Here is a 20,270-nt window from a genome sequence, read left to right as displayed (position 1 = left end):
TTATGTTAGCGGCAAACAATTCACCCGCCAAGAGCGCTGTGCAATTACGCGCCGCGCCTTAGAACATAAATATCCATGATCCAGCCGTGATCCGCGCGTGCGGCCTTTCGGCGGGCGATGATCTTGTCGCCGATTTTAGCCAGAGGACCCGACAGCGTGATTTCCTCTGCCATACCGACATAGGCGCCCCACCAGATATGAACGCCCTCTGGTTCAATGTGCTGAAACGAACACTCCCCATCCAGCATGATCACCAACGTATCGACGCCATCCGGCCAGCCCTCTTCCCGCAGACGTCGCCCCGTGGTCACCGTAAAGGGTGCGCCGATTTCATTCAGGGTCATCGCATGGCTGGCTGTCAGCGCATGAACAGACGTGATCCCCGGAATGACCGAGATATCCATCGGCATCAGTCGCCCGACGCGGTCTGCAATGCGCAACGTGCTGTCATAGAGCGACGGATCGCCCCAAACCAGAAAGGCGACCTTACCCCCACATCCTAGTCGAGACTTGATCTGCACATGCCAGATCCGGGCAATGGCGTCGTGCCAGTCATCGACGCGCTGGCGATAATCTTGGGTCGCCTCATCGCGCACCGGCAGGTCAAATTCAGCGATCTTTGTCTTGGGATTGGTCAGGACCTCATCACAGATCTGACGACGCAACCCGGCCAGATCGGCCTTTTTCGGCCCCTTTTTCGGGATCAGGATCAGATCGGCTGCATTGATCGCCTTGATCGCCTGCAAGGTCAGGTGATCCGGGTTGCCGGTGCCAATGCCAACCAGTGTCAGCCGGATCATTCCGCCGGCCCCTCTGCCAGCGGCCCCAACAACACCAGGGCCGGACCATCACCCGCCTCTGCCGCGATTAGATCAGCCATTGTTCCGATTGTTCCACGGGTCAGTTTCTGTTCAGGATGGGAGACGTTTTCAGCCAGAAGTGCGGGCATCTCAGCCGGCATGCCTGCAGCGATCAGTTGTTCGGCCAGTTGTCCGAATGTGCGCTTGCCCATGAATATCACCGTTGTGGCATGAGGGTCGGCAATGGCGGAAATATTTAAATCGTCTGGCAGCTCGCCACTGATCCCGTGGCCCGTGACAAACTGCACACGGCGAGCAGATATCCGGCGTGTCAGAGGAATACCTGCGGCCGCAGCAGCCGCAAAGGCCGATGTCACACCTGGGATGACCTCATATCCAATTCCTTCGGCCTTCAACGCCTCGATCTCTTCTTCCAGTCGACCGAACATGCCGGAATCGCCGGATTTCAGACGCACGACTCTTTGGCCGCTTTGCGCATAATCCACCAACAGGCGGCTGACATGATCCTGCTTGGGCGAGGCGCGCCCGGCACGTTTGCCAACACCCACCAGATCAGCCTCTGGCGCGGCAAAATCCAATATCGGCCCGGCGGACAGATCATCAAACAGGATCGCCTCGGCATTTTTGATCCGATCAACGGCCTTCAGCGTCAACAGCTCTGGATCACCGGGGCCAGAGCCCACGAAACTGACAAATCCGCTCATGCGCTTGCCTCTGCAATCATGTGAAAAAACGTCCCCGTCACATTGCCCTTGACCGATCCGGTTTCAGGCACCGGGTTGCCATCAGCATCACCCACCTGGGCCAAAGGCGCATCGGGTTCTTCGATGATGGTGGAATAGTGGAACTCATGCCCGCGCAGTTTTGCACCAGCGCCAAAACCCAGCGCCGGGGCATTCAGCGTCGCCTGACGATAGCCGAGGTGGAATTTGCGCTTTTCATAGGACGTCACCAACCCCAACAACCCCGCCATCTGATGGCGCACCCCTTCCTTGTCAATCAACACTTCGCCCAACGCCATATACCCCCCGCATTCGCCATGCACAGGTTTGGTTTCAGAATGTTTGCGCAGCCCCGCCAGATAGGTCGACGCTGAAGCCAGCTTGCCCGCATGCAGCTCCGGGTATCCGCCTGGCAGCCAGACCAGATCGGCATCGGTTGCGGGGGCCTCGTCCGCCAGGGGTGAAAACGGCAAAATCTCTGCCCCGGCATTTTGCCAACCGGTCAGCAAATGTGGATAGGTGAAGCTGAACGCCGCATCGCGGGCAAGCGCGATACGTTGCGCCGGTGGTTTTGGCAGGTTACCGACAAAGGCCGGGCCAGACTTGGCTGCGGCCTTGATCGCCTCCAGATCCACATTTTCGCGCAGAAACGCCGCGTAGCCGGTAATTGCCGCCTCAAGATCAGGATGCTCCACAGCCTGAATCAGGCCCAAATGACGTTCTGGCAGGGTCAGATCGCCCCGGCGCGGCAGAACGCCCAGCACTTTCACCCCGGCGCGCTCCATTCCCAGCCGGGTCAACCGTTCGTGGCGTGCACTGGCACAACGGTTCAGGATCACACCTGCAAAAGGCAGATCGGGATGATAGGATTTGAACCCTAGAGCCGTGGCTGCGGCGGATTGCGCCTGTCCGCCCACATCGATGACCAGAACAACAGGCCAGCCCATTTTTAGCGCGGTTTCCGCCGATGATCCAAAGCCGCTTTCACCCTTGGTCGCGACACCATCAAACAGACCCATCGATCCTTCGGAGACGATGATATCCGCCCCTGCCGCCTGCTGCGCGATCCCACCGATCAGATCACCCTGCATGGCCCATGTGTCGATGTTGAAACTGGGTCGCTTGGCAGCCGCCCGGTGGAACGCCGGGTCGATGTAATCCGGGCCCGATTTAAAGGGCTGTACCGCCAACCCGTCCTCGGCCAGCGCCCTCAACAGGCCCAGCATTACGGTGGTTTTACCTGTGCCCGAGGAGGGCGCAGAGATCAAAATTCCGGGGGCATTAGTCATCACCGTGGCTCCAGCTTGACCATGGGCTATTAGCACTTTGCGGGCGATAACGGCGGTCGTAATCAGTTGAATAAAGGCAGCTTTCGTCAAACCCTTCGCCGGCAAGTGCCGGGCCAACCAGGATCAGCGCGGTACGTGAAATGCTGTCATCCAGCGCATCCTTCAACGTTTCCAATGTCGCGCGAATGATCTGCTGGTCTGGCCAGCTGGCGCGGTACACCACGGCCACCGGGCAATCCGCGCCGTAAGACGGGGATAAATCCGCAATCACCTGATCCAGATTACCAATCGACAGGTGAATGGCCAGTGTGGCGCCCGTGGCCGCAAAATTTGTCAGAGTTTCCCCTTCTGGCATGGTGGAGGCCCGCCCCGGCGTCCGGGTCAGCACCACCGATTGCGCCAACCCCGGCAGGGTCAATTCGGTCTGCAGCGCGGCGGCGGCGGCAGCAAAACTGGGCACGCCGGGGGTCACGGACACGGCAATGCCTTCGGCCCTCAATCGCCGGATCTGTTCGCCCATGGCGGACCAGACAGACAGGTCCCCGGAATGAAGCCGCGCCACATCCTGACCTGCTGCATCGGCCTTTTTGATCTCTGCGACGATCGTGTCCAGATCCATCGCTGCGGTGTTCAGGATCAGTGCATCTTTCGGGCAATGGCCCAAAATCTCGTCCGGCACCAAAGACCCTGCATAAAGGCACACCGGGCAAGCAGCGATGATGTCCCGCCCGCGCAGCGTCAACAGGTCAGCCGCCCCGGGCCCGGCCCCGATGAAATGAACGGTCATTCGTGATCTCCTATGGCAATGGCGCAAGTCGCCATGCGGTCATCTGATATGGAACGCGGGGCCTGCAAGCGTCCGCCTGCTGCTGCAAGGGCGCTGGCCTCAGCCACGCTGCCGGTCGACCGCTCTGCCTGAGAGCACGCTGAATGCGAAATCGTTTCGACCGTCACAAGCTGCTCTTTCTCAACCCCGACAACCGGTAGCGCGGCCTGCGCGCAAAACCTTTTAAAGGGTGCAAAGCCCAGCTTGTCTTTCGGCGCAGCAAGATGTGTCACCTTCTGCCCCTGTGCAGCTTTTGCAAAGGCATTGCGCAGGCTATCTGCCGTGGCCCTTGACGAAAATCCGAATCCCGCTGCGATCATAGCGTCACACTCCACTGCACCACCGGATAGGCGGATTTCCAGCCGCGTTTTGATCCCAATGGTTTGGATTCTGCCAGTTCGATGCGTAGCAAATCACCGCCCTTATCCGCTTGCCATTTAGCAAACAACGCCTCGCCCTCTAACGTCACCGCATTTGCGACCAGCCGGGTGCCAGAGGGCAAAAGCGACCAGAGCGTTTCAAGCAGCGCAGTCGAAACACCGCCACCTATGAACACAACATCCGGCTTTGGCAAGTCGGCCAGCCCTTCGGGGGCTTTGGCTTCTACGACCCGCAACCGATCCACGCCCAGCCGGGCAGCATTGTCGCGAATGCGCGCCGCCCGTTCGGGATGGGTCTCCACCGCAATGGCCTGCGTCGTTGGATGTGCCAGCAACCATTCGATACTGATCGACCCTGACCCGCCACCGATATCCCACAGCAATTCGCCGGGGCGTGGGGCCAGTGCAGACAGCGTCAGCGCCCGCACCGGGCGTTTGGTGATCTGGCCGTCATGATCAAACAGATCGTCCGGCAAGCCATTGGCTTGGGGTAAAACGTTGCCCGTGCCCGCCACTCTTATCCCCACGGCCACCGGATGCGCGACATCGGTAAGATCGTATTGGCCAGCAACAACAGAACGCACTCGCTCGCGCGGCCCGCCCAAGGCCTCCATCACAAAGAGTTCGCTTTCGCCGAAACCCTGGTCCGACAGCCAAGTCGACAGTTCCCCCACCGCGTCACCATCTCGCAACAGCACAAGGCACTGTGCCCCAGGTGCCAGATGCGGGCGCAGACGCGACAACGGTGCCGCGTGCAGGCCCGTGCAGAATGTTTCTTGCAATGCCCAACCCAATCGTGACGCCGCCAGGTTGAATGTGGACTGCCCCGGATGCGCCACCCATTCACCGGGGTCCAAATGTTTGGTCACGCTGGTTCCGGCGCCAAACCAGAACGGATCACCAGAGGCCAACATCACAACCTTCCGCCCGCGATAATCCAGCAACATCGGTATCCCATCGACAAAAGGCACCGGCCATTCGATCACCTCGGCCTTCTGATCAGGCAGCAAAGATAAGTGCCGCGCCGCGCCCATGACGATTTCGGCCTCAGCCAGTGCCTTCGCGCTTGCAGGGGACAGGCCATCCGGTCCATCTTCGCCCAATCCGATTATGGTCAACCACGGGGTCTTAAACATGGCGCAGAACCTCCTGATCCTCGGCGGCACGACAGAGGCCAGCCAGCTCGCCCGCGCGATGGCGGATCGGGGTATTGATGCCACGCTTTCCTATGCCGGACGCGTCGCCAACCCGCGCGCGCAACCACTTCCGACGCGGGTTGGTGGATTTGGCGGAGTCGAAGGATTGGCCACCTATCTGCGGGACCACAACATCACCCATCTGATTGACGCGACCCATCCCTTTGCCGCGCAGATGAGCCGCAATGCCGTAGCCGCTGCGGCCCAGGCTGGCATCCCGTTGGCCGCGTTGACTCGCCCACCGTGGCAGGCCGGTGATGGTGACCAATGGACCCATGTGCCGGACATTCCGGCGGCAGCGCAGGCTTTGGCGGGTGCGCCGCGCCGTGTCATGCTGGCCCTTGGTCGATTGCATCTGGCCGAGTTTTCCGCCCAGCCCCAACATCACTATTTGCTGCGGCTGGTCGATGAACCTGATGATCTGCCATTGCCCAACTGCACCGTCATCGTGGCGCGGGGGCCATTTGATGTTGAGGGTGATACCGCATTGCTGCGTGATCACCAGATCGATGTCGTGGTCAGCAAAAACGCCGGTGGCGCGGGGGCGGAGGCAAAGATCCACGCTGCACGCGCCCTGAACATTCCTATGATCATGATCGACCGCCCGGCCCTGCCGGCGCGCACCGAAATCGCCACGGTGACGGGAATATTTGGCTGGCTGGATCACGCCTGAACCGACCGCGGGGTATAGATAATCGGCGCGCCGTCGCGTTCGATCATTCGGGTCAGGCTGGAGCCCACCAAAACCACCGTACGCATATCGGCCATATCCGGCGTGGTTTCCTGCAACGGCACCACCCGGATGGTTTCATCAGGGCGCGACACATTGCGGGCAAATATTACCAGACGGTTATCGACACAGGCCTCTTTCAAAACTTCCAAGGTCCGCACGAACCCCTCGGGTCGGGATTTGGAACGTGGATTATAGAACGCCATGGCAAAATCGGCCTCTGCCGCCAATCGCAAGCGTTTCTCAATAAGTGACCAAGGCTTTAGGTTGTCGCTCAGGTTAATCGCGCAAAAATCATGCCCCAAGGGCGCCCCTGCCCGGGCAGAGGCCGCCAGCATCGCGGTGATCCCCGGCAACACCCGAATATCCAGATCACGCCATTCCTTGGGGCCTGCCTCCAACGCCTCAAATACCGCAGACGCCATGGCAAAAACGCCGGGATCACCGGAAGAGACTACAACAACCCGCCGCCCCTCAGCGGCCATTTGCAATGCATGGTTGGCGCGGTCGACCTCGACCCTGTTGTCCGACGGATGCAATGTCAGCCCCTCGCGCGGCGCGACCCGCGCCACGTAGGGGATGTAGCCCACGATATCGGTGGCCTCCGCCAGCGCCGCATTGACCTCTGGCGTCACCAAATCGTCATTGCCCGGGCCAAGCCCTGCGATCTGCACCCAGCCGGTCATGGTCTGCGCCCCTGCCCATGGACGATGATGATGGAGAAATACGGCGTGACCTTGTCACCTGCTTCGGCCAGACGGCTGACGCATTGTTTCTTCATCGTCGCAAACTCGACGATCCAGGCATCATCGAACCGGCCAGCCGATTTCAGGGCGGCCTTCACCTTGTCAATATTGCGCCCGATCTTCATTACCACCAGCGCGTTGGTGTCAGCCATCCGGCGGGCCAGCTCTGCCTCTGGCAAGGTAGCCATCAGCACGGTCAGAACGTCATCACCCCAGGTGATCGGCATCCCCGTCGCGGTCCAGGCCCCCGACATGCCGGTGATCGCAGGCACGACCTGCACTTCAACCTTACCAACAAGCCGCGAATGGATATGCATGAACGATCCATAAAAAAACGGGTCGCCCTCGCAGGGCACCACAACGTCCTCGCCTGCATCCAGAAGGGCACGGATATGGGCAACGCAATCTTCATAAAATGCGGCCATCACCTGATTATAGCGCGGATCCTCCAACGGGATTTCCGTGGTCACCGGATATTCCATCGGAAACTCCACCACATCGTCGCGCAGCATCCCCTCGACAATCCCACGCGCCCGGCCTGAACGGCCCTCTTTGCGGAAATAGGCGATGTGTTTGGCCCCGCGCAGCAAGCGATCAGAGCGCACGCTCATCAAATCGCGATCCCCGGGGCCAAGCCCAACGCCGTAAAGCGTGCCGGTTTTGGTCACATCCCTCACTCCGCACGGCTTGCGATGGCGTTGATCGCGGCGACGGTAATTGCACTGCCACCCAGACGCCCCTCGACGATACAGCAGGGCACCGGCTGTGCCTCCCACAGCGCATCTTTGGATTCCACCGCACCAACAAAGCCAACCGGGCAGCCGATGATTGCCGCGGGGCGCGGGCAATCGGGGTCTTCCAGCATGTTCAACAGATGAAACAGCGCCGTCGGAGCGTTCCCGATTGCCACAACAGCCCCGCCCAGCCGATCACGCCAATGTTCCAGCGCGGCGGCGGACCGCGTGTTGCCCATCTTGGCGGCCAGATCATAGATACCATCGGCGTGCAGCGTGCAAATCACCTCGTTATCCGCAGGCAGACGCGGGCGGGTCACGCCCTCGGACACCATGCGCGCATCGCAAAAGATCGGCGCGCCGTTTTCCAAAGCCGTCCGTGCAGCTGGCACAAACCCGGGTGAGAATTTCACAAACGGCGCCAGATCGACCATGCCCGCCGCATGGATCATCCGCACGGCGACCTGTTCCTCGTCCTTGTCAAAGCGATCCAACGCTGCCTCTGCCCGGATCGTGGCAAAGGATTGCTTGTAAATCGCCGCACCGTTGGTTTCATACTCGTAAGGCATTCAAGAGGCTCCAAACCGTTCTAATATGGCCTGTTCTGACAGGCCGGTTTCCTGCGGCGCATCCCATGAATGGCCGTTCAAAACAAGATCAAAGGCACCGTCGCGCCCGACCAAAGTCACATCTGAGGATCGCGCCCGCGCGCATCCCTTGGCGCATCCCGACACATGCAATCGCCCATCAACATGCGGCGCGAGTTTTCGGGCCAGTTCGCGAGTTACCACGCTTGCCGATTTGCACCGCAGTGCACCAGGACAGGCATCCGCGCTTAGGACCGGATCATTCGCATCCGTCACAAAATCCGGGGCATCGACAGTATGCGCGCCTTCCAACAGGAACACCCGCCACGGCGTGACGCGCATCGCCAGCGCATGGCTGTCGCGGATCAGATCAGCCAATGAATCGGCATCAATCTGGCCAAAGGCAACGCCAAGCGCCCAGAACCGATCTGTCCGTCCGGGTTGAACTTGTTTGCCCGCTTTTGAGGGCTCCTCTGACCCCGTGGCCCATTCCGGTAAGGCAGTGTCAGCCACCAAAGCCGCCATCCGACGCTGGTCCGGGGTGCGGGCCTCTTCAAACCAATGCGCAAGCCGAATAGCCGCATCCACCGCGTCATCAACTGACACAGACAAACCCTGCACCGACCCATCGGCGCGCAGGATCAATCCACCGCTGTCTGTTCGTTCAATCCGAATATCGGCCGAACAGCCGCCAAAGACCGGCGCGGCTCCGGCATCCACCGCAAATCCGAATTTCGCAGGCAAGTCCGGCAATTCGTCCAGCCGTTCATACAGCCCCATCGCCAACTGGCAGGTTTCATCCCCCTCCACCCAATCCGGTGCAATCAGGATGTTCCGCCGCGCTTCCAACGCCGGATCGTCAGGCAACAGGCCCAGACCGTTCAGCCTTTCCAGCAGGTCTTCGTGATCCGCCTCTAGCACACCCCTGATCTGCAGGTTCGCCCGGCTGGTCAGATCCATGATGCCGTTGCCAAACTGTTGTGACAGGCGGCATAGACCCAATACCTGCTCCGTGGTCAGACGCGCCAGACGGGGCCGCACCCGCACCACCAGCCCATCACCCGACATCATCGGGCGATAGGCGCCGGGGCACCAGCCTTTGGGTTCTGGCCTGCTCATGCGCGTGCCTCCAATGAGGCCAGTATCGAATTGCGCCGGGTCTGCCACAGCCCAGCCTCCAGCAGTGCCGCGAATTTGTCCTGCATGGCGCGCAAGGCTTCTGGGTTGTGTTCTTCCAAGAACGCCCAGACATCCTCATCCCCCAGCGTCGCCGCGTGGTAAAGGTCAAACAAATGCGGCTCCACCACGCCTGCCAGATTGGCGAAAGACGCCAGGTGATCCAGCGTCGCAGAAATTTCTGCCCCGCCGCGGAAGCCATGGCGCATCATGCCCGAAATCCAGTCGGGATTGGCGGCGCGTGCGCGCACCACTCGGGCAACTTCCTCTTGCAACGTGCGTGCACGCGGAGCGTCGGGATTGGTGATATCCAGATGATAGAGGTTGGCCTGCCCGCCTACACGGCTTTGCGCGGCGGCAAAGCCCGCTTCATGCGCGGCATAATCGGCGGCCAGCAACACGTCTGTTTCGGGCAGGTCCTGCAGATGCACGAAACTGTCCGCACCCTTCACCCGCGCCTCAATCCCGGCGCGATCTGATTGTGCCTTGCCATCATCCAGCACCCACTGGCTGGCCGACAACCACGCCTCACCCGCCTGCGCGCGGCCCTCGTCTGAGTAATCCTCTGCTGCATGCCCCATGCCCAACCCATAGGATCCCGGCGCCGGGCCGTAGACTCTGCCGCCCACATCCTGACCGGCATAAGGGTTCCAATCCGGTGCTTCGTCGCGTTCGGCCAGTGCTTTCACCGCCTGACCAAAGAGACCCGAAAGTGTTGGGAACACATCCCGGAACAGGCCAGAAACACGCAAAGTTACATCTATCCGGGGCCGTTCCAACAGGGTGATCGGTAGGATTTCAACACCAGACACGCGGTCGGATTGTGCGTCCCAAACCGGTTTTGCCCCCAACAGATGCAACGCCATGGCAAATTCCTCGCCCGCCGTGCGCATCGTGGCCGATCCCCACAGATCAACAATCAGACCCATGGGATAATCGCCCTCTTCCTGCAAATGCCGCCGCACCAGTTCCTCTGCCAGCTTCACACCTTGGGCATAGGCTGCGCGTGACGGGACAGATCGCGGGTCCGTGGTGAACAGGTTGCGCCCGGTGGGCAGCACATCTGTGCGCCCGCGATAGGGTGATCCTGACGGCCCCGCTGCAATGCGTTTACCGGCCAGCGCATCCAATAGCGCGGCACGTTCCGCCGTGGCCGAGGCGGACGTTTCAAACCCAGCCTCACCCGCTGGTGTACGGCCAAAGATATGCAGCCCATCGCCGAACTGGCTTTCCTTGATGTCGCAGACAAAGCGATCAATCCGTGTAATCGCCTCTGCCGTTGTGGTCGCGCGGTCCACACCCAGATCGGCCTCCACCCCCAGCGCCTGAGCCTCTGCCCGGATATCTGCCTGCAAGCGGTCTCGGCGTTTGGGGTCAAGCCCGTCGGCATTGGAAAACTCGTCCAGCAAGGCCTCCAACCGGATCATCTGATCCGATACACTGCCCTGTTTCATCGGTGGTGGGATATGGCCCAAGGTCACGGCCCCGACACGGCGTTTGGCCTGCGCCGCCTCGCCCGGATCGTTGACGATGAACGGATAAATCACCGGGGTCGCGCCGATCAGTGCCTCTGGCCAGCAACTGCCCGACAGGGCCACCGATTTTCCGGGCAACCATTCCAGCGTGCCATGCGCCCCGATATGAACCAAGGCATCAATGGCCTCGCCCTCTCTGAGCCACAGATAAAACGCCACATAGGAATGGCGCGGGGTGCGGCTGAGATCGTGATAGTCATCCTCCCGAGCCTGAGGGATGCCGCGTTCCGGCTGCAGCGCGACCAACACATTGCCCCGCCGGGTCGCGATGAAATGCAGTGCGCCATCACGGTAGCTAGGGTCATCCTCTGGCACGCCCCAAACCGCTGTCAGATCATCCTGCAACGCATCCGGCAGTTTCGACAATGCGGTCAGATAGGCCCCGATGGGCCAGGCAATGGTTTCAGTTGAAAGGGCCTGGTCCAACGCCACGCCCGTTTCGACCACAAAGCCCTCGCCCTGCAAATCGCCCAATATCGCCTCTGCCGAGGCCAACGCATCCAGCCCCACGGCATGGGCCATCTGATGGGCCTTGCCGGGATAGGTCGACAGGATCATCGCCAGTCGCTTTTCCGGTGCTGGTTTCTGCGCCAAATTCACCCAGGCCGCCAGCCGGTCGGCCATGGCCGCAATCCGTTCCGGTTCCGCCTTATGCGCAAACCGGGAATATTCCAGCGCTGCGTCACGTTTGCCCGGTTCCTTGAACGAGGCCACGCCGCCAAAAATCCGCCCATCCACCTCTGGCAGAACCACATGCATGGCGAGGTCCGCAGGGGATAGCCCGCGCTCCGCCTCATCCCAGGCCTTGCGACGCGACGTTGACAGTGCCAACTGAAAAACCGGCACATTTCCTGCATCCAGCGGCGACTTACCATCCACGCCCTTCCCGGAAAAGGCGGTAGCGTTGACAATGGCCGCTGGCTTCAATTCACAAATTCGATCAGCAATCCAACGCGCCGCATCCGGTACTTTCAACGAAGGCGCGAATAGTCCAATCACATCAAAACCGCGATCCTCCAGCGCCTTGAACGTCTCTTCAATCGGGTCCAGATCAGCGGCGGTCAGATAGGCCCGATAAAAGCTGACAACCACACGCGGTCGGGTCGAGCGTTCGGCAAAGACATCCGGGTTGACTACGCCATCCGCCGGTGTCCACGCCCCGACTTGCGGCACCTGTTTTGATCCCTTGACGGGCCCGGCGTAAAGCCCCGCCGCCAAAGCCATTTGCGCCAGCGCCGCCTGTGCAGCCACTGCCCCGCCGGTATCACACAGATGTGCCAGACGTTTCAGCGTTGACACCGGCAAGGTCGACACATCATCCAACCGCGGATCAGGCCGCCCATCCGCAGGCAAAACCGCCAGCGCGATCCCCTTGGCTTGCGCCAAGGCCCGCACCTGTTGCAAGCCGTAGGACCAATAAGGCACGCCGCCGATCAGCCGGATCAGGATGCCCTTCGCCCCTTCCAGCGTCTGTTCAACATAGGTATCGACAGACAAGGGATGTTTCAGCGCATTCAGGTTTGCAAGCCGTAGGGTGGGCAATTTTCCTTCCGCCCCACCACCGCGATGCCAGCCCGCCGCGAAAGCGCCAAGGTCACTGTCGGAAAAGGACAGCACCACCAGATCCGCCGGGCTCTGGCCCAGATCGGTCGGGGTTTCCGTTTCCTCTAACCCATGGCTTTCGCGAAAGACGACATGCATGGCGCACTACCTTTGTGGTGGCTTACTCGGCGGGTTCCGATACGCCGATCAAAATGTCGCGGATCGCAGCGGTATTGATGTCGTCATGCTCAGCAATCACCACCAGACGGCCCTGACGCGCCTCATCCGGCTTCCACAACCTGTCATACTGATGGCGCACCCGTGCGCCCACGGCCTGCACCAATAGGCGCATCGGTTTACCAGACACGGCAGCATACCCTTTGACACGCAGAATGTTCAGCTCATTGGCCAGACGCTCGATCCGCGCTGCCAACTCCACTGGATCGGTTTGTTCGGGCAGATCAATCACTATACTTTCAAAATCGTCATGATCGTGATCATGGGGCGTGTCGTGATGGGATGGGCGGGCATCCAAATCTTCCTCAGCTGCGGAGCCCAGCCCCAGGATTACACGTGGGTCAATGGCACCCTCAGCAATCTCAATGATCGGCAGCTTGCGCGGGGCTTCAGCCTCGATCACGGCGCGGGCCTTGGCAATACCGTCAGCGCCTGCCAGATCAGTCTTGGTAAGCAGAACGATATCGGCACAGGAAATCTGATCCTCGAACACCTCAGACAGTGGGGTTTCATGATCCAGCGACTCGTCTGCAGCCCGCTGCGCCTCTACCGCGTCCACATTGGGCGCAAAGCGACCGGCGGCCACAGCCTCTGCATCAGCCAGTGCAATCACCCCGTCGACGGTGATGCGCGACCGGATATCCGGCCAGTCAAAGGCCTTCAGCAATGGTTTCGGTAATGCCAGACCAGAGGTCTCGATCAGGATGTGATCCGGGCGCGGCTCCAGCGCCATCAGGCTCTCAATCGTTGGGATGAAGTCATCGGCAACCGTGCAGCAGATGCAACCATTGGCCAGTTCCAGAATGTTTTCCGCCGGGCAGCTCTCATCAGCGCAGCCCTTCAGGATTTCGCCATCAACACCCACATCGCCAAATTCGTTGACCACCACGGCCAACCGCTTGCCTTCGGGATTTTCCAGCAGATGCCGGATCACAGTGGTTTTTCCGGCCCCCAAAAACCCAGTAATTACCGTCACGGGCAGTTTCGACAGATCAGACATATGCGGCCTCCGCGCCATTGATTTGGTCCCGAATCGTCGGGGTCTTGAACGGGGAGTATCGCGGCGGCTGCATCTAGCAGTCTGACCCGATCCCGGCACACCCCGTCCGGTTGCGTCATTTCCGTTGCTGGCAGGTTTCCCGGCTTGCGGATTCAGGGCCTTCTGGCCCAACGGTCCCCCCGCCTTCCCAGCATTTCGCCAGTGGCATCTGAGGGGCCTTCCCGGTCACGGTCGCGGGGGCGGCTGCGCTTTGGGCGATTTCCCTGTCGCATTCCCTTTTCTCCTGCCCTAAGACAGGAACCAACCCAGTCGCTTTGGTCTATCCGGGGGCGACTTGTCAAGCCTTGGAGAGTGATATGACCACAGATGCTGAACGCCACGCCGCCAAGATGGCCAAGATCAAGGCCGCCCGCGACCGTATGATGGAAACCAAAACCGAAGAAAAAGGCCTGATCATCGTCAATACCGGCAAGGGCAAGGGCAAATCATCCGCCGGTTTTGGCATGATTCTGCGCTCAATCGCGCATCAGATGCCCTGCGCTGTGGTGCAATTCATCAAGGGCGCGATGACCACCGGCGAACGCACCCTGATCGAGGAAAACTTTTCAGACATCTGCCAGTTCTACACAATGGGTGAGGGATTTACCTGGGAAACCCAGGACAAGGCCCGCGACATCGCCGCCGCCCAGGCCGCCTGGGCCAAAGCCAAAGACCTGATACTGGATCCCAATGTCCAGATGGTCCTGCTGGACGAGATTAACATCGCCCTGCGCTATGACTATATCGACATTGATGAGGTGGTCGATTTTCTGCTCCACGAAAAACCCCACATGACCCATGTCATCCTGACCGGCCGCAACGCCAAAGACGAACTCTTGGAAGCCGCCGACATGGCCACCGACATGACCCTGCTAAAACACCCGTTCCGCGATGGGGTAAAGGCGCAGAAGGGTGTGGAGTTTTAGCGACTCAGAATTTGCTGCGACCAATTGTAGTCAGCCGTTTCTATCATCGAAAGAAATAGAACCAATTACCTTGGTAGTTTCGATCAACCACCTCTTGGGAGGCTGCATTGAATGTGGCACAATCAGCTTCGGCCTTTGGCAATCCAGACGCAGCCATCAAATTTCTGTCAAAACTTTTGAGCAAATCTCTAAGCAACTCAGCGTCGATTTCATTTTGTACGGCGATCGTAAAGTGAAAGTTTGATGGGATTTCGCTAAACGATGCCAGCCAATGGACTTCAAGAACGTCAAATCCGCTATCTTCCGCCCACTGCCGAATTATACTTTGAGCTCGACCCACCTGTTTAAAGCGCATCGATCTCACAAGCTTCCTCCGTAGCCGTTGAAACACGCTGCCTTCAATTGCCATTGAGATGTCCCTCAATCACCGCCCAGGTCTCATCCAATATGCGACCCTTTTGCGCGACGATTTCTGTGGCACGCCCAGCCACTTGTTGATGCGCCTCAGCCGGTTGTAACACAGCCTCCGCCAACTCCTCAGCTGACTTGACCACCACCGCCGCGCCGGCCTCGTCCAATTCCGCATAAGTCTCGGAAAAATCCACCACCGATGGGCCATGCACCACCGCCGATCCCAGCGCCACGGCCTCAAACGGGTTTTTGCCGCGCAGGGGGGTGCCTTGGACCGTCAGAGAATGGGCAACAAAGGAAACCTGTGCCAATCGGTACCACAAACCCATCTCGCCAAGCGTATCCGCTATGTAGATCTGCGTCGTCGCATCGGGCCCTTCACCTGAACCGCGCCGCGCAACATGTTTGAACCGGGCCTTCGCTGCAACCTCGATCCCGTCTGCATCCACCAGATTGCGCGGGGCGAGGATTAGCAAAGCATTGGGATAGGCGGCCAGCACGTGCGTTTGGGCTGCCAGCACCTGATCTGTTTCACGCTGCTCTGTCGCCGCCGCAAGCCAGACCCGGCGATCCCCGATTGCAGCTTGCAAGTCCACCAATTCCTGCTCACCCACAGGCAGGGGGCGCGCAACACCTTTCAATGCACCGATCACCTGCATCCGATCCTCCGGCACACCGAAGAACCGGAAATGATCTCGGGTACCTTCGTCCTGCAACAGGCAATGGTCAAAGGCCTTCAACACATCCGCATACAGGCCCCGGCTGCGTTTGCGTTTTCCAAAGTTCTTATCCGACATTCGGCTGTTGATCAGCAGAACCGGCAACCCCCGCGCCTTGGCCTGAGTGATCATCACTGGCCAGAAATCAAGTTCGGCAAATACCGCAATCGAAGGCTGCCAATGATCCAGAAAACCACACACCGCGCGGAACGTATCCACCGGCGAAAATTGATGAATGCAACGATCAGGCAGGCCAACCCTTGCCAATGCCTCGGCAGAGGTTTTGGTGCCACTGGACAGAAGGATGTGAACATCAGTGCGTTCCGACAAAATCCGGTCAAACAGGGGCAGCAGTGCCAGACTTTCCCCAACGCTCAGCGCATGAAACCACAAAACCTCGCCATCAGGTCTGGAAACCGACGCCTGACCGAACCGTTCTGGCAGGCGATCCGCAATCTCCTTGCCGCGGCGAGCACGTCTTTGCAACGCCCAACGCCATATGGGCGTCGAGATTCGTGCAAAGGCCAGATAGGACGTCAGGGCAAGAGATCGGACCAATCAGGCCACCCCAAGGTTCAACAGCCGCAGCATGGTCATCAGACCGATAGGTTTGCCATCCTGAACCACAAAGGCCGCTGAAATGCGTTTGGTTTGCATGACGTTCAGGGCCCGTGCGGCCAAACGGTCGGGTTCCAGACAGGTCGGATCAGAGGTCATGATGTCACGTGCAAATGTTTCGTTCATCGCCACATGCATGGAATTTTCCAACTGACTGACTAGATAGCGCCGGATATCGCCATCGGTGATCACGCCGGCCAAGTCGCCATTGCCATCCAAGACCCCTACTATGCCGAAATTGCGCTCTGACTGTTTGGCGACCACATCAATCACTGGGGCATCCAATCCGACCAGCGGCAAAACATCTGCCGGATGCATGATCTCGGCCACCGACGTCAAAGATGCACCCAGTTTGCCCCCCGGATGAAACTGGTGAAAGGACGTTTCGCTAAACCCCTTGAGCTGCAGCAAAGTCACCGCAATCGCATCGCCCAACGCCAGCTGCATCAGGGTCGAGGTCGTCGGTGCCAGATTGTGTGGGCAGGCCTCGCGCACTTTGGGTAGGGCGAGGCAGACATCCGCATGTTTCGCCAGTGTGCTGTCAGCATTGCCACAAATCAGAACCATCGGTACCCGGAACCGGCGCGTATAGGCAGCCAGATTGCGCAATTCTTGCGTTTCGCCGGACCACGACAGCATTAATACGACATCATCTGACTGAACCATCCCCAGATCACCATGGCTGGCCTCTGCCGGGTGCACAAAATAGGCAGGCGTTCCGGTCGACGAAAACGTCGCCGCAAGCTTTGATCCAATATGGCCGCTTTTGCCCAGCCCGGTCACGATCAAACGTCCCTTCATGGTCAAAATCAGATCAATGGCCTTGGCAATGCCGTCCTGCAAACCCGGGGCATCCAGACCGGATTGGACCACATCCAACCCATCGCGAAAGGTTTCGAATGCGTTTTTAACAAGGCGTTGTGCGTCGGACATGAAGGCGGCCTTCGTAATCGGTTATATCCGTTGATTACGCGATTTACCGACAGGCGGCAATGATCTCAGGTGCGTGTGATGTTGCGGCGGCTCTCCTCACACAGGAACAGCTCATAATCCATACATTAGAAATCCTAATTCATCGCCCTCAAAACTATCGTTTGTCAAACGACCCTCTCGCGTTCACCATTGGTCAATTGCATTGCAGAGGTCAGATATGCACGACGGAACACCGCATCAAAACATCACACATTGGCAAGAACGCGTCGACATGGCGGCAGCTTTTCGCTGGACGGCGCGGCTGAACATGCACGAGGCTGTTGCCAACCATTTCAGCCTGTCGGTCAACGACGATGGCACCCAGTTTCTGATGAACCCTAATCAGGTGCATTTCAGTCGGGTTAAGGCCTCTGATCTCTTGCTCCTGGATGCCAATGACCCGGATACGCTCAGCCAACCCAACGCCCCCGATCCGACCGCTTGGGGATTGCATGGCTCTGTCCACCGCCGTTGCCCGCATCACCGCTGCCTGATGCATGTCCATTCGATCCATGCCACCGTTCTGGCCTGTCTGGCGGACAGCAATATTCCACCCATCGATCAGAACACGGCAACATTCTACAACCGCTATGTCATTGACGATCATTTTGGTGGGCTCGCGTTTGAGGAAGAGGGCGAACGTTGTGCCGCCGCCCTGCAAGACCCGAAAAAGAAGGTTATGATCATGGGCAATCACGGTGTTCTGGTCATGGGTGACAGCCCCGCCGATACCTTCAACCGGCTCTATTACTTCGAACGCGCGGCAGAAACTTATATTCGCGCGCTCCAAACCGGGCAGCCCCTGCGTGTCTTGTCTGACGAGGTCGCCGAAAAAACCGCGCAAGAACTCGACGATTATCCGGATCAGGCCAACCGCCATCTTGAAGAGCTGAAATCCATCCTGGATGGCGAAGGCTCTGACTACGCGAGCTGACAATGTGCGGCACGCGGAGAAGGCCCAGCCGGAAATATCCCTATGAACCCCCTCCGGGGCAGGTCTGAACCCACGCTTTCAGACCCATAAGGAGACAGGATATGACCTCAGAAACACTCCGCCCCGATCCAGAGGCCGACCGCTGGAATTACCGGCCCGAAGGCCCGGTCAATCTGAACCCGTTATTTGCCTGGCCGCCCAGCCCCGCTGCGGTCTGGTCCTGGTATCGCGGGGCTTGGTTGGAGCTCACTTCTCTAACACTAACATTCGCGCTCGCCGTTATTGCCTATGTCTGGTTCCTGCCACCGCTGGCGGCCATGGCCACCTTCGCCCCGGGCTGGATGATCACTGTGTGGCTGTTGAATCTTATCCCGCAAACACTGGTCGCGGGGACGCTACATTGGTGGCTTTACATGCGTAAATCACAAGGGATGCACAAGAAATTCGATAAACGCGACCTGACCCGCAACAACGGCATCTTCACCTTCAACAATCAGGTGCTGGACAATATCTGGTGGACGTTGGGCAGCGCGATCACGGTTGCGACTGTCTTTCAATGGTGCATCTACTGGGCGATGGCCAATGGCTGGGCCCCAGTGATTACCTTTGCCGACGCGCCCGTGTGGTTCATCCTATGGCTCTTCATCGTACCAATGTGGAGCAGCCTGCACTTTTACTGGACCCACCGGCTGGCGCATCACCCAAAGCTCTACAAGCATGTCCATGCGGTTCACCATCGCAATATCAATATCGGGCCATGGTCGGGTATCTCAAATCATTGGTATGAAAATATGCTCTATTTCTCGACCTATTTCATCCATTTGATCTTGGCCTCTCACCCATTGCACCTGCTGTTTCACGCCTATTTCCAACAGGTCAGCCCGGTCCTGTCTCATTCCGGGTTTGAAAAAGTGATGGCGAAGGAACGTGATGCCATGCGCGCCGGGGATTTCTTTCACCAGCTCCATCACCGCTATTTCGAATGTAACTACGGCACGTCAGAAGTCCCCTTTGACCGCTGGTTCGGCACCTATCATGACGGTTCTGCCAAGGCGACAGAACGCACCCGGGCCTTCAAGAAACAGATGTACACCCGGTGACGCAAATGCCAGATCAGGCCGCCAAAAGCGCGCATCCCGACCCCAGCCCCAAAAGCCGCGAATGGCATTGGCATCCAGAACTGCCCATTGGCTACGCCCCCTATTGGCATTGGCCCCCGAAACCCGGCGTACTGGTGAAATGGCTGTGGCAGAACTTCCTGCAAGGTTCTGACCGCATGATTTATCTGGTAACGGCTCTGGCCGTGGCCTTCTGGATCCAACCGATCAGCGCTGATCAGGCAAGTTTCGCGCCCGGTTGGATGGCCTGGGTTCTGATCCGCAACTGGATCTTGCTCTTGATCGTTGCCGGGGGTTTGCATTTCTGGTTCTACGGAATCGACGCGCAGGGCAATCTGCTGAAATATGACCCACGACCCATGTCAGCGCGTAAAAACGCCTTGTTCAAATTCGGCTACCAAACCTGGGACAATGTGTTCTATGCCCTCGTCTCTGGCGCGCCGATCGCCACGGGATACGAGATCTTGCTGCGCTGGCTTTACGCGGTCGGAAAAATCGAATTTCTGCAGTTTGCTGAGAACCCGATCTGGTTCATTCTACTCTTCCCTCTCGTCACAATCTGGCAGAGCCTGCATTTCTATTTCATCCACCGCGCCCTGCATTGGCCACCGCTTTACCGGCGCGTCCATTCCATCCACCACCGCAACGTCAATCCAGGGCCGTGGTCCGGCATGTCGATGCATCCCATTGAACATGTTTTCTATTTCAGCTCTCTCCTGATCTTCTGTCTGATCCCCAGCCACCCGGCCCACATGATCTTTCTGCTTTACTGGCAGCTGTTGGGCGCACCGTCCTCTCATTCCGGGTACGAGGCCGTCTGGATAAAGGACAAATCGCGGCTGGTGATTGGGTCGTTCTTCCATCAGCTCCATCACCGCTATTACGAATGCAATTACGGCGGGTATGAAATGCCTTGGGACAAATGGTTCGGCACCCATCACGACGGGTCTGAGGAAGCCACCCGCCACACCCGCGACCGCAAACGCAACATGCACGCCAAATAGGTGCCCCT

Annotated in this window: 20 protein-coding genes and 1 riboswitch; of the genes, 5 read left to right on the top strand and 15 right to left on the bottom strand. The window is 59.0% G+C overall.

Annotation, left to right across the window (positions count from 1 at the left end):
* Nucleotides 1–44: 44 nt before the first annotated feature.
* Genes cobF through cbiE form a run of 6 tightly spaced genes read right to left on the bottom strand, consistent with a single transcriptional unit; the run spans nucleotide 45 to nucleotide 5,174 of the window.
* Nucleotides 45–800 carry a precorrin-6A synthase (deacetylating) gene (gene cobF, locus AC2D8P_RS07345; protein WP_484701623.1) on the bottom strand — a complete coding sequence of 252 codons (756 nt, stop codon included), beginning with the start codon at nucleotides 798–800 and terminating at the stop codon, nucleotides 45–47.
* Entirely contained in the window at nucleotides 797–1,525 is a 729-nt protein-coding gene (cobA, locus tag AC2D8P_RS07340) for a uroporphyrinogen-III C-methyltransferase (protein ID WP_484701622.1), read from the bottom strand. Before cobA ends, cobF begins: the two co-directional genes overlap by 4 nt.
* Entirely contained in the window at nucleotides 1,522–2,832 is a 1,311-nt protein-coding gene (locus tag AC2D8P_RS07335; protein WP_484701621.1) for a cobyrinic acid a,c-diamide synthase CobB, read from the bottom strand. The genes cobA and AC2D8P_RS07335 overlap by 4 nt, the downstream gene beginning before the upstream one ends.
* On the bottom strand, nucleotides 2,825–3,619 hold the full coding sequence (cobM, locus tag AC2D8P_RS07330) for a precorrin-4 C(11)-methyltransferase (RefSeq protein WP_484701620.1): 795 nt from the start codon (nucleotides 3,617–3,619) through the stop codon (nucleotides 2,825–2,827). The genes AC2D8P_RS07335 and cobM overlap by 8 nt, the downstream gene beginning before the upstream one ends.
* The gene (locus AC2D8P_RS07325; protein WP_484701619.1) at nucleotides 3,616–3,978 is read right to left on the bottom strand and encodes a cobalamin biosynthesis protein; all 363 of its coding nucleotides are present in this window, start codon (nucleotides 3,976–3,978) and stop codon (nucleotides 3,616–3,618) included. The genes cobM and AC2D8P_RS07325 overlap by 4 nt, the downstream gene beginning before the upstream one ends.
* Entirely contained in the window at nucleotides 3,975–5,174 is a 1,200-nt protein-coding gene (gene cbiE / locus AC2D8P_RS07320; protein ID WP_484701618.1) for a precorrin-6y C5,15-methyltransferase (decarboxylating) subunit CbiE, read from the bottom strand. The genes AC2D8P_RS07325 and cbiE overlap by 4 nt, the downstream gene beginning before the upstream one ends.
* Here cbiE and AC2D8P_RS07315 point away from each other — a divergent pair.
* Nucleotides 5,173–5,907 carry a cobalt-precorrin-6A reductase gene (locus AC2D8P_RS07315; RefSeq protein ID WP_484701617.1) on the top strand — a complete coding sequence of 245 codons (735 nt, stop codon included), beginning with the start codon at nucleotides 5,173–5,175 and terminating at the stop codon, nucleotides 5,905–5,907. The two genes, cbiE and AC2D8P_RS07315, sit on opposite strands and share 2 nt — an antisense overlap.
* Here the strand turns inward: AC2D8P_RS07315 and cobJ are convergent.
* Genes cobJ through cobW form a run of 6 tightly spaced genes read right to left on the bottom strand, consistent with a single transcriptional unit; the run spans nucleotide 5,898 to nucleotide 13,521 of the window.
* Complete coding sequence (gene cobJ, locus AC2D8P_RS07310) at nucleotides 5,898–6,650, bottom strand: precorrin-3B C(17)-methyltransferase (RefSeq protein ID WP_484701616.1); 753 nt, start codon at nucleotides 6,648–6,650, stop codon at nucleotides 5,898–5,900. The genes AC2D8P_RS07315 and cobJ overlap by 10 nt on opposite strands.
* A complete protein-coding gene (locus AC2D8P_RS07305) occupies nucleotides 6,647–7,387 on the bottom strand; it encodes a precorrin-2 C(20)-methyltransferase (protein WP_484701615.1) in 741 nt (246 codons plus the stop codon). Before AC2D8P_RS07305 ends, cobJ begins: the two co-directional genes overlap by 4 nt.
* Nucleotides 7,384–8,013 (bottom strand): precorrin-8X methylmutase, encoded by a 630-nt coding sequence (locus AC2D8P_RS07300; protein ID WP_484701614.1) that lies wholly within the window; start codon nucleotides 8,011–8,013, stop codon nucleotides 7,384–7,386. The genes AC2D8P_RS07305 and AC2D8P_RS07300 overlap by 4 nt, the downstream gene beginning before the upstream one ends.
* Nucleotides 8,014–9,150 (bottom strand): precorrin-3B synthase, encoded by a 1,137-nt coding sequence (gene cobG, locus AC2D8P_RS07295; protein WP_484701613.1) that lies wholly within the window; start codon nucleotides 9,148–9,150, stop codon nucleotides 8,014–8,016.
* A complete protein-coding gene (cobN, locus tag AC2D8P_RS07290) occupies nucleotides 9,147–12,443 on the bottom strand; it encodes a cobaltochelatase subunit CobN (RefSeq protein WP_484701612.1) in 3,297 nt (1,098 codons plus the stop codon). The genes cobG and cobN overlap by 4 nt, the downstream gene beginning before the upstream one ends.
* Nucleotides 12,444–12,465: 22 nt before the next feature.
* On the bottom strand, nucleotides 12,466–13,521 hold the full coding sequence (cobW, locus tag AC2D8P_RS07285; protein ID WP_484701611.1) for a cobalamin biosynthesis protein CobW: 1,056 nt from the start codon (nucleotides 13,519–13,521) through the stop codon (nucleotides 12,466–12,468).
* Between the two features lie 112 nt (nucleotides 13,522–13,633).
* Nucleotides 13,634–13,841: riboswitch (cobalamin riboswitch) on the bottom strand.
* Between the two features lie 36 nt (nucleotides 13,842–13,877).
* Between cobW and cobO the strand changes: the two genes are divergently transcribed.
* Complete coding sequence (cobO, locus tag AC2D8P_RS07280) at nucleotides 13,878–14,486, top strand: cob(I)yrinic acid a,c-diamide adenosyltransferase (RefSeq protein ID WP_484701610.1); 609 nt, start codon at nucleotides 13,878–13,880, stop codon at nucleotides 14,484–14,486.
* Between the two features lie 43 nt (nucleotides 14,487–14,529).
* On the opposite strand, the gene AC2D8P_RS07275 is transcribed toward cobO, so the two are convergent.
* From AC2D8P_RS07275 to AC2D8P_RS07265, 3 genes are read right to left on the bottom strand one after another with little or no spacing between them, the layout of a single operon-like run.
* Nucleotides 14,530–14,895 (bottom strand): hypothetical protein, encoded by a 366-nt coding sequence (locus tag AC2D8P_RS07275; RefSeq protein WP_484701609.1) that lies wholly within the window; start codon nucleotides 14,893–14,895, stop codon nucleotides 14,530–14,532.
* Nucleotides 14,885–16,174: a 3-deoxy-D-manno-octulosonic acid transferase gene (locus tag AC2D8P_RS07270; RefSeq protein WP_484701608.1), complete on the bottom strand. Its 1,290-nt coding sequence runs from the start codon at nucleotides 16,172–16,174 to the stop codon at nucleotides 14,885–14,887. Before AC2D8P_RS07270 ends, AC2D8P_RS07275 begins: the two co-directional genes overlap by 11 nt.
* Nucleotides 16,175–17,167, bottom strand: a complete 993-nt coding sequence (locus AC2D8P_RS07265; protein WP_484701607.1) for a KpsF/GutQ family sugar-phosphate isomerase — start codon at nucleotides 17,165–17,167, stop codon at nucleotides 16,175–16,177.
* Between the two features lie 217 nt (nucleotides 17,168–17,384).
* On the opposite strand from AC2D8P_RS07265, the gene AC2D8P_RS07260 reads away from it, so the two are divergent.
* From AC2D8P_RS07260 to AC2D8P_RS07250, 3 genes are all read left to right on the top strand, one after another.
* Nucleotides 17,385–18,140: a class II aldolase and adducin N-terminal domain-containing protein gene (locus AC2D8P_RS07260; RefSeq protein WP_484701606.1), complete on the top strand. Its 756-nt coding sequence runs from the start codon at nucleotides 17,385–17,387 to the stop codon at nucleotides 18,138–18,140.
* Nucleotides 18,141–18,241: 101 nt separating this feature from the next.
* On the top strand, nucleotides 18,242–19,240 hold the full coding sequence (locus AC2D8P_RS07255) for a sterol desaturase family protein (protein WP_484701605.1): 999 nt from the start codon (nucleotides 18,242–18,244) through the stop codon (nucleotides 19,238–19,240).
* Nucleotides 19,241–19,245: 5 nt separating this feature from the next.
* Nucleotides 19,246–20,262, top strand: a complete 1,017-nt coding sequence (locus AC2D8P_RS07250; protein WP_484701604.1) for a sterol desaturase family protein — start codon at nucleotides 19,246–19,248, stop codon at nucleotides 20,260–20,262.
* Nucleotides 20,263–20,270 lie beyond the last annotated feature (8 nt).

The sequence above is a fragment of the Roseovarius sp. YIN77 genome, from assembly GCF_057219155.1.
This window is presented reverse-complemented; position numbering and strand designations above follow the sequence as displayed.